General features: G+C 64.7%; 12 protein-coding genes. 7 read left to right on the top strand and 5 right to left on the bottom strand.

Features of this window, described 5'->3' with window-relative positions; all coding sequences use genetic code 11:
• Nucleotides 1-12: 12 nt before the first annotated feature.
• Together hflX and RY1_RS03265 are read left to right on the top strand one after the other, a co-directional pair.
• Complete coding sequence (hflX, locus tag RY1_RS03270) at nucleotides 13-1,524, top strand: GTPase HflX (RefSeq protein ID WP_139279700.1); 1,512 nt, start codon at nucleotides 13-15, stop codon at nucleotides 1,522-1,524.
• Between the two features lie 5 nt (nucleotides 1,525-1,529).
• Nucleotides 1,530-2,588, top strand: a complete 1,059-nt coding sequence (locus RY1_RS03265) for a hypothetical protein (protein ID WP_072802023.1) — start codon at nucleotides 1,530-1,532, stop codon at nucleotides 2,586-2,588.
• A 12-nt stretch (nucleotides 2,589-2,600) separates the two neighbouring features.
• On the opposite strand, the gene RY1_RS03260 is transcribed toward RY1_RS03265, so the two are convergent.
• Genes RY1_RS03260 through RY1_RS03245 form a run of 4 tightly spaced genes read right to left on the bottom strand, consistent with a single transcriptional unit; the run spans nucleotide 2,601 to nucleotide 6,742 of the window.
• Complete coding sequence (locus RY1_RS03260) at nucleotides 2,601-2,858, bottom strand: HPr family phosphocarrier protein (RefSeq protein ID WP_072802022.1); 258 nt, start codon at nucleotides 2,856-2,858, stop codon at nucleotides 2,601-2,603.
• Between the two features lie 37 nt (nucleotides 2,859-2,895).
• A complete protein-coding gene (locus tag RY1_RS03255) occupies nucleotides 2,896-4,947 on the bottom strand; it encodes a PTS fructose transporter subunit IIABC (RefSeq protein ID WP_072802021.1) in 2,052 nt (683 codons plus the stop codon).
• An 8-nt stretch (nucleotides 4,948-4,955) separates the two neighbouring features.
• Complete coding sequence (locus RY1_RS03250) at nucleotides 4,956-5,978, bottom strand: 1-phosphofructokinase family hexose kinase (RefSeq protein ID WP_072802020.1); 1,023 nt, start codon at nucleotides 5,976-5,978, stop codon at nucleotides 4,956-4,958.
• Nucleotides 5,975-6,742 (bottom strand): DeoR/GlpR family DNA-binding transcription regulator, encoded by a 768-nt coding sequence (locus RY1_RS03245; protein WP_072802019.1) that lies wholly within the window; start codon nucleotides 6,740-6,742, stop codon nucleotides 5,975-5,977. Before RY1_RS03245 ends, RY1_RS03250 begins: the two co-directional genes overlap by 4 nt.
• A 137-nt stretch (nucleotides 6,743-6,879) precedes the next feature.
• Between RY1_RS03245 and ptsP the strand changes: the two genes are divergently transcribed.
• The 3 genes from ptsP to RY1_RS03230 all read left to right on the top strand — a co-directional run bounded on the left by ptsP (nucleotide 6,880) and on the right by RY1_RS03230 (nucleotide 11,127).
• Nucleotides 6,880-8,565 (top strand): phosphoenolpyruvate--protein phosphotransferase, encoded by a 1,686-nt coding sequence (ptsP, locus tag RY1_RS03240; RefSeq protein WP_072802018.1) that lies wholly within the window; start codon nucleotides 6,880-6,882, stop codon nucleotides 8,563-8,565.
• 23 nt (nucleotides 8,566-8,588) lie between these two features.
• The gene (locus tag RY1_RS03235) at nucleotides 8,589-9,854 is read left to right on the top strand and encodes a uracil-xanthine permease family protein (RefSeq protein WP_072802017.1); all 1,266 of its coding nucleotides are present in this window, start codon (nucleotides 8,589-8,591) and stop codon (nucleotides 9,852-9,854) included.
• A gap of 130 nt (nucleotides 9,855-9,984) precedes the next feature.
• Nucleotides 9,985-11,127 (top strand): acyl-CoA dehydrogenase family protein, encoded by a 1,143-nt coding sequence (locus RY1_RS03230; protein ID WP_072802016.1) that lies wholly within the window; start codon nucleotides 9,985-9,987, stop codon nucleotides 11,125-11,127.
• A 67-nt stretch (nucleotides 11,128-11,194) separates the two neighbouring features.
• Here RY1_RS03230 and lexA read toward each other — a convergent pair whose 3' ends face one another.
• Nucleotides 11,195-11,971, bottom strand: a complete 777-nt coding sequence (gene lexA / locus RY1_RS03225; protein WP_245819484.1) for a transcriptional repressor LexA — start codon at nucleotides 11,969-11,971, stop codon at nucleotides 11,195-11,197.
• A 334-nt stretch (nucleotides 11,972-12,305) separates the two neighbouring features.
• Here lexA and RY1_RS03220 point away from each other — a divergent pair, with 334 nt between their 5' ends.
• Nucleotides 12,306-12,803 carry a LysM peptidoglycan-binding domain-containing protein gene (locus RY1_RS03220; protein WP_139279699.1) on the top strand — a complete coding sequence of 166 codons (498 nt, stop codon included), beginning with the start codon at nucleotides 12,306-12,308 and terminating at the stop codon, nucleotides 12,801-12,803.
• Nucleotides 12,804-12,960: 157 nt separating this feature from the next.
• On the top strand, nucleotides 12,961-13,425 hold the full coding sequence (nrdR, locus tag RY1_RS03215) for a transcriptional regulator NrdR (RefSeq protein WP_072802014.1): 465 nt from the start codon (nucleotides 12,961-12,963) through the stop codon (nucleotides 13,423-13,425).
• Nucleotides 13,426-13,435: the final 10 nt, after the last annotated feature.

The following is a 13,435-nucleotide window of genomic DNA, read 5'->3' as shown; positions in this document are numbered from 1 at the left end:
CATGGTCAGCGTATGACTAACACACATCGCACCGATACCGACCCTGCCGACGGATCCTCCTGGACGGCACAGGAGTCGGAAGCCTGGTCGAGGCGCATCGCCAGGTCCCCGCTACCCACCGACGAGAATTCTCCGTCGTCCGGAGACATGCAGCTCGAGGAACGGACGGCTCTGCGAAGAGTCGCAGGTCTGTCTACCGAACTCGACGATGTCACCGAGGTCGAATACCGTCAGCTGCGCCTCGAACGCGTCGTGCTGGTCGGTGTCTGGACCAACGGCACGGCAGCGCAGGCGGAAAGCAGCATGTCCGAGCTGGCCGCTCTCGCCGAGACGGCAGGATCTGAGGTGCTCGACGCACTGGTACAGCGACGCGACAAGCCAGATTCCGCCACCTACATCGGCTCGGGCAAGGCACACGAACTGCGCGATGTCGTCGTCGCGACCGGCGCCGACACCGTGATCTGCGACGGCGAGCTCACCCCGGCGCAGCTCAACGCGCTGGAGAAGGTCGTCAAGGTCAAGGTCATCGACAGGACGGCGCTGATCCTGGACATCTTCGCTCAGCACGCGACGTCGAGGGAGGGCAAGGCTCAGGTCGCGTTCGCGCAGATGGAGTACATGCTCCCTCGGCTCCGCGGTTGGGGTGAGTCGATGTCGAGGCAGGCCGGTGGTCGTGCGGGAAGCAACGGCGGTGTCGGTCTGCGTGGGCCCGGTGAAACGAAGATCGAGACCGACCGTCGCCGCATTCGTGAGCGGATGGCCAAACTCCGGCGCGAGATCAAGGGGATGAAGCAGGCTCGTGACACCAAGCGTGAACGGCGTCTCGAGAGCACTGTTCCATCCATTGCGATCGTCGGCTACACCAACGCAGGCAAATCGAGTCTGCTCAATGCGCTGACCGGGTCCGGGGTGCTGGTGCAGAATGCCCTGTTCGCAACACTCGATCCGACGTCGCGCAAGTCGACGCTCGAGGACGGGCGCGCGATCGTGCTGACAGACACGGTCGGTTTCGTCCGCCACCTTCCCACCCAACTCGTCGAGGCCTTTCGCTCCACGCTGGAAGAAGTCACCGACGCCGACCTTCTGCTGCACGTGGTCGACGGCTCCGACCCGCTACCGGTCGACCAGATCAAGGCCGTGCGCGAGGTCATCATGGACGTCGTGAAGGAACGCGAGTCGAAGATGCCGCCCGAGCTCATCGTCGTGAACAAGATCGACGCCGCCGATCCGGTCCAGCTGACGCAACTGCGCGGGTTGCTGCCGGGTGCACGGTTCGTCTCCGCTCGCACCGGTGAGGGAATCGCCGAACTTCGCGATCACCTCGGCGAGATACTCGCCTGGCCGGAGGCCCAGGTCGACGTTCTCGTTCCGTACACCCGAGGTGACCTGGTGGCTCGCATCCACACCGAGGGGCGGATCTCGATGTCCTCGCACGAACCGGACGGAACACGGGTTGCGGCGAGAGTTCCGACCGCGCTGGCGTCGCTCCTGACGGAGTTCGCGTACGAGCCGGCGTCTGCCTGAACTCGATGAGGTGGTTCGCCGTCTCAGCCGTGGTCGGCGTGTCGATTCTCGTGCCCCATGCCGCGAACGCTCAGGTAGAGACCCGGCAGGAACAGTTCGAGACATACTGCACGCCAACGGATCCGGGCTTGGAAGAGCTGTCCGGTCTGACCATGGTGGGCGGGGTCCTCTACGGTATCGGCGACAGCGGCACCGATCACCGTGTGGCGGCGCTCGATTCCTCGTGTGCGGTATCGCGGTGGCTCGATGTCCCGGTGGACCCGTACGACGTCGAGGACCTCGGATCGCACGGCGGTCGACTGTGGCTCTCCGACACCGGCGACAATCTGCGCAGGCGCGATACGGTCGCGTTGACGCGCATGGACCCACAGTCGGGGGAGGGCGAGCTGCACAGGTTGGTCTATCCGGACGGCCCGCACGACGCGGAGACGATCCTGATCGAACCCGGTGGCAGACCTGTGATCGTGTCGAAAGAACCGACCGGCATCAGCGGCGTATATGTTCCAGCCGGAGACGAGACCGTCGATCAGTTGGCATCACCTGGTCCCACCCCGCTTCGACACGTCGGGGACCTGTCGTTCGAGCGCACGGACACCGTGGGCGGTCCGCCGTTCATCACGGGATCGATCCTCGCCACCGGAGGCGCTGTCAGTGCCGATGGTTCGGTCGCCGCAGTTCGAACGTACAACGATGTGTATCTTTTCCCGGTTCGCGACGGTGACGTCGCAGGAGCATTGGCTGCAGGAGCATTGGCTGCAGGAGCATCGACTGCAGAGTCGTCGACCGGCGACGCGGTCGTCGTCGCACTGCCTGCGCAGCCCCAGGGTGAGGCCGTCGCGTTCGACGATGCAGGCAATCTGCTCGTGGCATCGGAAGCGGCCGGTGGTGCAGTGCCTCCGATCCTGTGGCTGCGCGGCGCAACCGACTTGGTCTCGGCGGACGACGCAGCGGCCACCGCCGAGACCGAATCGGATTCCCGATGGGCACTCGGAGCGATGGCCGCCGCAGGCGTTCTCGTGCTCTTCTCGATTGCCTACGGTGTCAGGACTGCACGCCGCAGGTGAGGCGCGGCAGTGTCAGGCGTCGAGATCTGCGGCGACGAGTGCCGCGATCTTGTCCAGCGTTGCCTGATCGTCGCTTTCCACGGTCACCTCGGTTCCCTTGGTGGCGCCGAGAGTCATGATCATCAACGCGGATCCGGCGTCGACCGGCTCTTCGCCGTCGACTGCAAGGGTCACGTCGATGCCTGCGTCGGCGACCGCTTCGGCGATCAATGCAGCGGGGCGAGCGTGGAGGCCGATCGACGATCCGACGGCGACGGTGGTACTGGGCATGTCGAGCTCCTTCGTGGTGGGTGGGGAGAGATTTCTGTCAGGCGGTGACGAGATCGGGATCGAGCTCTGATTCGGTCGGTGCATTCTTGCCCTTGACGAACTGCTTTGCCCCGATGACCAGGACGGCCGAGACGACCGTGCCCGCAGCGAGGGCGAGGAGGAACCACAGGATGCCGCCGACGGCGAAGAACACGAAGATTCCACCGTGCGGTGCACTGAGTGTCACGTCCATGGCCATGATCAGTGCGCCGGTGACAGCTCCACCCGCCATCATCGACGGGATGACACGCAACGGGTCCGCTGCGGCGAACGGGATCGCGCCCTCGGAGATGAATGCGGCACCGAGGAACCATGCAGCCTTGCCGTTCTCGCGTTCCGCCTCGGTGAAGATCTTGGGGCGAACCGCCGATGCCAGGGCGAGCGCGAGTGGGGGAACCATTCCTGCGGCCATCACCGCCGCCATGATGCGAAGTGATGCGGTGTCGGTGACGGACAGGCCGGCCGTGGCGAATGCGTATGCGGCCTTGTTGACCGGTCCACCGAGGTCGAAGCACATCATCAGTCCGAGAATGATGCCGAGGATGATGATCGAGCTTCCGGTGAGCCCGTTGAGCCAGTCGGTCAGTCCACTTGTGATGGCAGCAAGCGGCTTGCCGAGCACGAGGAACATGATTCCGCCGACGATCAGCGTCGCGAACAGCGGGATGATGACGACGGGCATGAGTCCACGAAGAACCGTTGGAATCTTCCACCTGCTGATCCACAGTGCAACGAAGCCCGCGATGAGGCCACCGACGAGTCCGCCGATGAATCCTGCACCGACGAGGACTGCGACCGCGCCTGCCGTGAATCCTGGTGCCAGGCCGGGTCTGTCGGCGATGGCGTAGGAGATGTAGCCGGCCAGAGCGGGAACGAGGAAGCTGAACGACAGCGCACCGATCTGGAACAGCACGGCACCGAGATAGGTGGTCAATCCGCCGTCCGGCAGAGACGTGATGGAGTTGTTGACGACGATGTCTTCGGCAACGCCGGAGATCTCGTAGCCGCCGAGCAGGAAGCCGAGCGCGATCAACAGACCGCCGGCCGCGACGAACGGGATCATGTAGCTGACTCCCGTCAGCAGAATCTGGCGGATGCGCGTGCCCCAGCCCAGCTCGCCCGATGTGGTGCTGCTGCTACCTGCCGCCGCGGCTGTTCCCGACACGCGTGCGGCGTTCGGGTCGTTGGATGCGCGCAGTGCCTCGGTCACCATGACGTCGGGTTCGTTGATGGCACGTTTGACGCCAGAGGATATGACCGGCTTGCCCGCGAAACGCTCTTTGCCCTTCACTCCGACGTCGGTAGCGAAGATGACAGCCTCGGCGCCGGCGATCAGTGCCGGATCCAGCGGAGTGCTACCGCTCGATCCCTGTGTCTCGACGTGCACCGTGACGCCTGCGCGGTCGCCTGCTGCGACGAGAGAATCGGCGGCCATGTAGGTGTGGGCGATGCCGGTGGGGCAGGCCGTGACGGCGACGATGTGTTTCGGTCGCTCCGACACCGGAGGCGTTGCGGTCGCAGCAGCTGCAGGCGTCGTCGCTGCAGCAGCGGGTGCTGCCGGCTTGCCGGCGGACTTCGCTGCTGGATTGATGACACCGTCGACCAGCGCGACGACGTCAGCTGCCGTCGGCGCGTTGCGCAGCGAGGTGACGAACTCGGGCTTGACGAGCGCGCGCGCCAAGCTGGAGAGCAGCTTCATGTGCGCCGACCCTGCACCTGCGGGAGCAGCGATAAGAAACACGAGATCTGCAGGGCCGTCGGGGGCGCCGAAATCGACTTTCGGGTTCAATCGGGCGAATCCGAGCGATGCTGCAGTGACCGCATCGGCGCGGCAGTGCGGAATGGCGATCCCGCCGGGCAGTCCGGTGGCGGACTGGGCCTCACGAGCGAGAGCGGCGTCGCGCAGCGGTGCCGCGTCGGTGGCTCGGCCCGCTCCGGCGAGGATCTCCGACAGCCGAGAGATGACTGCATCCTTGGATTCGCCGAGGTCCGCATCGAGGAGGATGAGGTCCTCCGCGATGATCGCGGGATCGTTGGTGGGTGTGGACATGACGGCTCCTAGGAGAGTGTCGACGAACGGTGGGAAGTGATGCTGGACGGGGCGGTGACGGACGAGTGGGGCGAGTCGAGCGCGCGTACGGTGACAGTTTCTTCGCGAGCAAGGTCGGGTGTGGGCAGCGTGGTTCCCGGCAGTGCTGTGGCAGCGGTTCCGTAGGCCACGGCCCTGCGCAGCCGATCGGCCGGGGAGCAGCGTTCTATGTCGGCGAGGATGTACCCGGCGAGCGAGGAATCACCCGCCCCGACAGTGCTGATCGCCTCGATCGGTGGGGGAGCGGCGAACCATGCACCTTCGGCATCGACGAGTACAGCGCCTGCGCTTCCCAGCGTCGCAAGTACCGAAGACACGCCTCGACCGACGAGGATTCGGGCGGCCGCGACTGTCGCCGTCGGGTCACCTGCCGATGCGGCACGTTCCAACTCGTCGGCATCGGCGCCGGTCAGTTGAGCGAGTTCTTCGGAGTTGGGTTTGATCAGATCGGGCGCGGAATCGGGGAACGACGCCGCAAGTGCCAGTAGAGGCTCGTCGGATGTGTCCACTGCAATTTTGCAGGAGGTGCCGCGCAGCGCGCGGACGATCTCGGCGTACCAATCGCCCGTGACGCCGGGCGGAAGAGAACCGGACAGCACGACCCAGGCAGCGTCTCTGCCCAGGTCGAGCACTGCGTCGAACAGAGCATCTCGAGTGGCCGCAGTCAGTACCGATCCGGGCTCGTTGATCTTGGTGGTGGTGCCGCCGGGTTCGCTGACGGTGATGTTGGTCCGGGCGAATCCGTCGGTCGGCACGCCGCAGAAACGGACACCCTTGGATGCGAGGGCATCGAGCAGTGGATCTCCGGCCATCGCGGGTAGGACGGCCATGGCGTGCACGCCCGACGCGGTCAGAACCCTGGCAACGTTGACGCCCTTGCCGCCGGGGTCGCTGACCGTGGTGCGTGCACGATGCACGCCGCCGCGGACCAGTTCGGAGTCGAGCATCACTGTCCTGTCGATGCTCGGGTTCGCTGTCAGTGTGACGATCATGCGATCACCACCTCGATTCCGTTGTCGGTCAAACTCTTACGGTCCTCGGCGTCGATTTCCCCGTCGGTGACGAGTACGTCGATCTGGTCCAGGCGGGCAAAACTGACGAGATGCTCACGGCCGACCTTCGACGAATCGGCCAATACGACGACATGGTTCGCGCTTCGAACCATGGCGCGCTTGACAGCGGCTTCGTCACTGTCCGGTGTGGACAGGCCATGGCCGAGGCTGAGTGCGTTGGTGCCGATGAACGCGACGTCGACGCGGAGCCACTCGAGAGCTGTGAGTGCCTCTTCGCCGACCGACGCCTGCGTGGTTCCACGTACACGACCGCCGAGTACCCGCAGATTGACTCCGGTAAGCGGAGCCACTCGCGCTGCGATGGGCACGGAGTTGGTGACGAGCGTGAGTTCGCGTTCGCTGGAGAGCAGAGCTGCCAGGCGACCGGTGGTGGTTCCGGCGTCGAGTACGGCGCTGCCTCCGGGCTGAGGGAGATAGTCCAGCGCCGCAGCGGCGATGGCGTCCTTCTGCTCCGCACGGGTGTACTCGCGCTCGCCGACGCCGGGTTCGGTGGCCGTGAGAGCCGATGCAGGCACAGCTCCTCCGTGGACACGGCGAACGACGCCGAGTCGGTCGAGAACGGCGAGATCGCGTCGCACGGTCTCGGTGGTGACGCCGTAGGCGGTGGACAGATCGGTTACCGAGATGCGGCCGCGGGTACTGACAAGTTCTGCGATCGATTGCTGTCGCTCTTCTGCGTACACCTGCGCCTCCCGCCGATTCGTTGTTGGTTTATGTTGTTTTACGCCCGTATCTGTTGACATGTCAAGAGCAAAGAGTAATCTCGGTCACAACAAGTTGGTTGCACAGGCTGAACCACACCCGGTCACGAGGAGGACACATGACGGGATCGCTTCGATCCGACACGCAGGAGACGGTTCTGCGAGGAACCCCCGTCGTTCCCGGCGTCGGCTACGGCCCGGTGATCAGGCCCGGGCGCCGCCCCGACGTACCCATCGACACGTCGGTGATCGACGACACCGCCCGCGGCGCCGAACTCGAACGGTTCCGTACCGCAGCGTCGACTGTGTCGACACGGCTGCGCGGACGCGCCGAACTCGCTACGGGCGCGGCGTCCGAGGTGCTGTCCGCCAACGCCGCGATGGCGCAGGACCGTGGCTGGATCCGCGCGGCCGAGAAGCTGATCGCCGCCGGCAGTCCGGCCTCGTCGGCGACCGACGCCGCCACCGAGCAGTTCACGGCGATGTTCGAGAAGGTGGGCGGCCTGATGGCCGAGCGTGTCACCGACCTGCGGGACATCCGTGACCGCGTGATCGCCGAAATCCTGGGCGTACCCGAACCCGGTGTGCCGGTTCCGGCAGTCCCGTCGGTTCTGTTCGCCGACGACCTGGCCCCTGCCGACACAGCAGGCCTCGATGCAACCCTCGTCGTCGGCCTCGCGACATCTCTCGGTGGACCGACCAGCCACACAGCGATCATTGCGCGGCAGCTCGGTATCGCCTGCATCGTCGCGGTCGCGGGGCTCGACGACATCGCGGAAGGCACGCCGGCCCTCGTGGACGGAGGTACCGGACTCATCGTGCTCCAACCGGACACGACGAGCGCCGTGGAGCAGGTGGCGGCCGCGAAGGCCGAACTCGACCGCGTATCCCAGTGGTCGGGCCCGGGCGCAACCGCCGACGGCCACGCCGTCGACATCCTCGCGAACGTTCAGGACGGCGCTGGTGCGCGGGCGGCACGCAACTCCGCCGCGGACGGCATCGGACTCTTCCGCACCGAGCTGTGCTTCCTGGACCGCGACACGGAGCCGACCGTCGACGAGCAGGCGGAGATCTACGGTCAGGTGCTCGAGGCGTTCGAGGGCCACAAGGTCGTCGTCAGAACGCTCGATGCGGGCTCGGACAAGCCGCTTCGGTTCGCCAACCATGCCGACGAGGCCAACCCGGCCCTCGGAATCCGCGGAATTCGCATCGCCGAGCAGGATCGGGGCATCCTCTACCGCCAGCTCGACGGAATTGCAGCCGCCGCGAAGGCCACCGGTTCCAGTCCGTGGGTCATGGCGCCGATGATCGCCACCGCGGCGGAAGCTGCGGCGTTCGCAGCCGACGTTCGTGAACGCGGACTGAAGCCAGGGGTGATGATCGAGGTGCCTGCCGCTGCCCTGTTGGCCGAGCACATTCTCGAACACGTCGACTTTCTGTCCATCGGCACCAACGACCTGGCGCAGTACACGATGGCAGCCGACCGGATGTCCTCACAGCTCGCGGCTCTGACCGATCCGTGGCAGCCGGCGGTGCTCGCCTTGGTCGCGCACACCGCGAAAGCAGGTGCCGCGGCTGGAAAACCGGTCGGAGTGTGTGGCGAAGCTGCCGCCGATCCGTTGCTCGCGTGTGTCCTGGTCGGTCTCGGTATCACGTCTCTGTCAGCGGCCTCCGCTGCCATTGCCCACGTGGGAGCAAAGCTGTCGACGGTCACGCTCGATCAGTGCAAGGAGGCTGCGGGTGCTGCGCTGCGCACCGACAGCTCGACCGCTGCTCGTGCGGCGGTTGGTGCGATCCTGAACTGACACTCACTCTAGGATTTCTCCTCGTGAGTCGAAACTTCGGATGGACCCTGCACGGCAACGGGAAGACAGTCGCAGCAGGAGCGGTCGTGGCACCGGACGAGCGGTTGTCGTGGCCGCGCACGGTAGGCATCGGGATGCAGCACGTCATCGCTATGTTCGGCGCGACGTTGCTCGTTCCGACGATCACCGGATTCCCGGTGACGACGACGCTGCTGTTCTCCGGCATCGGAACAGCACTGTTCCTGATCATCACGCGCGGCAGAATCCCCAGCTACCTGGGGTCGTCGTTCGCGTTCATCGCTCCACTGAGCGCCGCGCAGGCAGACGGCCCGGCGGCGCAGCTCGGCGCTGTCATGGCTGTCGGAATCGTCCTCGCGGCAGTAGGATTCGTCGTCAGAATCGTCGGTGGGCGGGTCATCGAAGCGGTCATGCCCCCTGTCGTCACGGGTGCCGTGGTCGTGCTCATCGGACTGAACCTCGCGTCCACCGCCACGTCGTCGTTCGAAGCCCAACCCCTCGTCGCTGCCATCACGCTCGTAGCGATCCTGCTCGTCACTGTGATCGGACCAGGACTGCTCGGTCGCCTCGGAATCCTGGTCGGTGTTGTCATCGGCTGGGTGTTCGCGGCAGTGGTCGGCCAGATCGAGGACGCCAAACTCGACGCGTTGGCAGGCGCGTCGTGGATCGGGCTACCGGAGTTTCGAGGACCGACGTTCGAATTGTCGGTGGTGCTCGTCGCATTGCCCGTCGTCATCGTCCTGGTCGCCGAGAACGTGGGGCATGTGAAAGCAGTGTCCGCCATGACCGGAAAGTCGTTGGACGACATGGCCGGAAACGCCCTGATCGCCGACGGCTTGGCCACCACGCTTGCCGGTGCAGCAGGCGGGTCGGGTACCACGACGTACGCGGAGAACATCGGCGTCATGGCCGCCACCCGCGTGTATTCCACCGCCGCGTACTGGGTGGCAGCGGCGACCGCGGTGGTTCTTGCCTTCTCGCCGAAGTTCGGTGCGCTCGTGTTCACCGTCCCGAGCGGCGTCATCGGCGGTGCGACGCTCGTGTTGTACGGCTTGATCGGCCTTCTGGGAGTCCGCATCTGGACCGACAACAAGGTCGATTTCACCGACCCCGTCAATCTCATGGTCGTTGCCGCGGCACTTGTCGCTGGCATCGGCGATCTGACATTGGCCGTCGGCTCCGTCGAACTCGGTGGGATCGCATGGGGATCGGTCGGAATCCTCGTCGGGTACCCGGTGATGCGCGCACTGGCTCGCTCTCGGCAGCACTGATCGGTCACCAATGACGCGCGGCTCGGTCATCGACTGCGTGCGAGCGATCGCCGTAGGGTTTTCAGTGACGCCAGTCACCGGCGGTGAACTTCGGTGTACCCCGAGGTGCACCTGAAAAGGAGCCAAGATAGTGGAACGCACACTGTTCGATTCCGAGCACGACCTCTTCCGTGAGTCGTACCGCAAGTTCCTCGATCAGCATGTCGCGCCCAACCACGCGAAGTGGGAAGAGCAGAACATCGTCGATCGTGATGTCTGGGTCGAGGCCGGAAAGCAAGGCTTCCTCGGTACCGCTGTTCCCGAGGAGTACGGCGGCGGAGGAGTCAAGGACTTCCGATACAACGCCATCGTCACCGAGGAAACGACCCGCGGCGGATACAGCGGAATCGGGTTCACGCTGCACAACGACGTCGTCGCACCGTATCTCTCCGACCTGACCAACGACGAGCAGAAGGCACGGTGGCTGCCGGGATTCTGCTCCGGCGAGCTGATCACCGCGATCGCCATGACCGAGCCCGGCACCGGAAGCGATCTACAGGGAATCAAGACCAAAGCGGTTCGAGACGGCGACGAATGGATCCTGAACGGGTCGAAGACGTTCATCACCAACGGAATCAATGCCGATCTCGTGATCGTCGTCGCCTGCACCGACCCCGAGAAAGGCGCGCAGGGCTTCAGCCTGTTGGTCGTCGAAAGGGGAATGGCAGGATTCGAACGCGGCCGCAACCTGGACAAGATCGGAATGAAGGCGCAGGACACCGCAGAACTGAGCTTCACCGACGTCCGTGTCCCCGCGGCGAACCTTCTGGGCGAAGAGGGGATGGGGTTCATCTACCTCATGCAGAATCTGCCGCAGGAGAGGTTGTCCATCGCCGTGGTGGCTGCTGCTGCGATGGAGTCCGCCCTGGAGATGACAATTCAGTATTGTCGGGACCGCACGGCATTCGGCAAGTCGATCGGCAAGTTTCAGAACACCCGGTTCGTGCTCGCCGAACTGGCCACCGAGACGACAGCAACCCGGATCATGGTCGACAAGTTCATCGAACTGCTCAACGCAGGCACCCTTACCGTTCAGGAAGCCGCGATGGCGAAGTGGTGGACCACCGAGAATCAGGTCAAGCTCATCGACCGGTGCCTGCAGCTGCACGGGGGCTACGGCTACATGAAGGAATACCCTATAGCCAAGGCGTACATGGACTCTCGGGTGCAGACCATCTACGGCGGCACGACCGAGATCATGAAGGAGATCATCGGTCGGGGCCTCGACCTCTGACTCATCGGAGACATGGACAAGCCCCGCGGCCATCAGTGGCTGCGGGGCTTGTCCACATCGCGGTGGCTCAGAGCTTGCGCATCACAGTGACGACCTTGCCGAGGATGGCGGCGTCGTTTCCCGGAATGGGTTCGAACAGCGGGTTGTGCGGCATCAACCACACGTCTCCCTTCGAACGCTTGAATGTCTTGACAGTTGCTTCGCCGTCGATCATCGCGGCGACGATGTCACCGTTGTCCGCCACACTTTGCTGGCGGACGACGACCCAGTCCCCATCGCAGATCGCAGCCTCGATCATCGACTCGCCGACCACCTTGAGCAAGAACAGCGACCCCTGGCCGACGAGTTCACGGGGAAGCGGGAATACGTCTTCGACGGCCTCCTCGGCGAGGATCGGTCCGCCCGCCGCGATACGTCCGAGCACCGGCACGAAAGTAGGCGTCGGTAGCTGGTCCTCGGCGGGCGCCGAACCATCCGCCACGGCAGCTGCGTGATCGGCCTGAACCTCGTCGAGGCCGCGCACGTCGACCGCGCGCGGTCGATTGGCGTCGCGCCGCAGGAACCCCTTGCGCTCCAGTGTCCTGAGCTGATGCGCGACCGACGACGTCGATGTCAGACCGACCGCGTCACCGATCTCCCGAATACTCGGCGGATAACCGCGTTCGGTGACCGAGGCGCGAATCACCTCCAGTACCTTGCGTTGGCGATCGGTCAATCCTGCGTTGATGTCGGTGCCCTCACCCTCGAACGCCTTCGCGGTCGGTACGGCAGCGGGCTTGGCGGCCGACTTCCCAGTCGTCTTACTGGTCGACTTCGCTGACCCTGACGAGGTCTCGTCCTTCATTAGTGCGTCCTCCTGCATCGCGGCTGCTTGCGTGTTCATGACTCGTGCTGGTTCGAGATTTCTGCGTGTTCTGCTGGACCACGTCGTCTGTTCGCGTCGAGATTCGCATGATCGGTTCACGGCTTCTCGGGCGTCGAACGGGTGGTGTGCGTGTGACGTGTGGTTTCTGACACGAATCTAGCTCGAAAACGCTGTTCGATCAAACATCTGTTCGATCCGTGTCGCATTTTCTACTGACTTTGTCGGACTCGCGTGATAGAACTTCGAACAAGCGTTCATCGAACGCCTGATCGAACGAGGGTGTCGATCACGTTCACCGCAGTGGAGGTTACCGATGAGCATCACGACAGAAAGCCCCAGGCAGGCCTACTCGCGCGTGGTCGGTCCGGTCTCACGTTCCACACCGTCCTCACGTTCCACACCGTCCTCACGTTCCGTGCCGCGTAGGCCGACGCAGACCCGACGTCGCTTCGTGCATTCCGCGCATCGGCCCACCGAGGCGACCCTCCGTGCGGAGGCGTGTGTCGAGGCACGTGGATCGAACGAGTCGATCTCGTGGCAGGCGACAGTCGCAGGTGTGGTGGGTACTGCCGTCGTGATCCTCGGACTGATCGGGTTGGCGAATCTCAGGGCGGGTGCACTCGAGTCCGCTGCGCAGCCGACTGTTGCAACGGTGCAGCAAGGCGAGACCCTCAGTGACTTCGCAGCACGGGTGGTTCCCGACGAGCCGGTGCAGGAAGTCGTGGACAGTATTCTCGCGTCCAACGGTCTGGGCAGCGCGGCCGTCACGGCCGGGCAGCAACTCGTTGTTCCTTCCTCCGTGGACGAATGATCTCCTCGTCAGTTCGGCTCTCGCATCTCTCGACCTGGCGGGTGATCGAGTTGCGTACGTAGCCCTCCGAGTATCCTCGGAGCCTGCACCTCCTGCGCGTCCTGAGCATTCGGTAGGTCCGAGCGGAGAGTGCATCGGCAACGACGGAGGCTCCTACATGCATTGCCCGTTCTGCAGGCATCCCGATTCTCGGGTGGTCGACTCACGCGAAGCCGACGAGGGGCAGGCGATTCGTCGTCGTCGCTCGTGCCCGGAGTGCGGTCGGCGATTCACCACGGTGGAGACAGCTGTGCTCGCTGTGGTGAAGCGAAGCGGAGTTACCGAGCCGTTCAGCCGGGAGAAGGTCGTCAAAGGTGTTCGGCGCGCATGCCAGGGACGCGATGTCGACAACGATGCGCTCAATCTCTTGGCGCAACAGGTCGAGGACGCTGTGCGGGCATCCGGCTCCGCCGAGATCCCCAGCAACGAGGTCGGGTTGGCGATTCTCGGACCGCTGAGGGACTTGGACGAAGTCGCCTACCTTCGCTTCGCGTCGGTCTACCGATCTTTCAGTTCGGCAGAAGATTTCGAGAAGGAGATTCTCGAGCTGCGTGCACATCGTGAGTCCTCGGCCGTCGACTGACCCGAGTGCC

It is taken from the genome of Rhodococcus yunnanensis NBRC 103083 (assembly GCF_001895005.1).
Lineage (GTDB): Bacteria > Actinomycetota > Actinomycetes > Mycobacteriales > Mycobacteriaceae > Rhodococcoides > Rhodococcoides yunnanense.
Note: the sequence above shows the minus strand (reverse complement) of the source record. Positions and strands in the feature narration are given on the sequence as shown.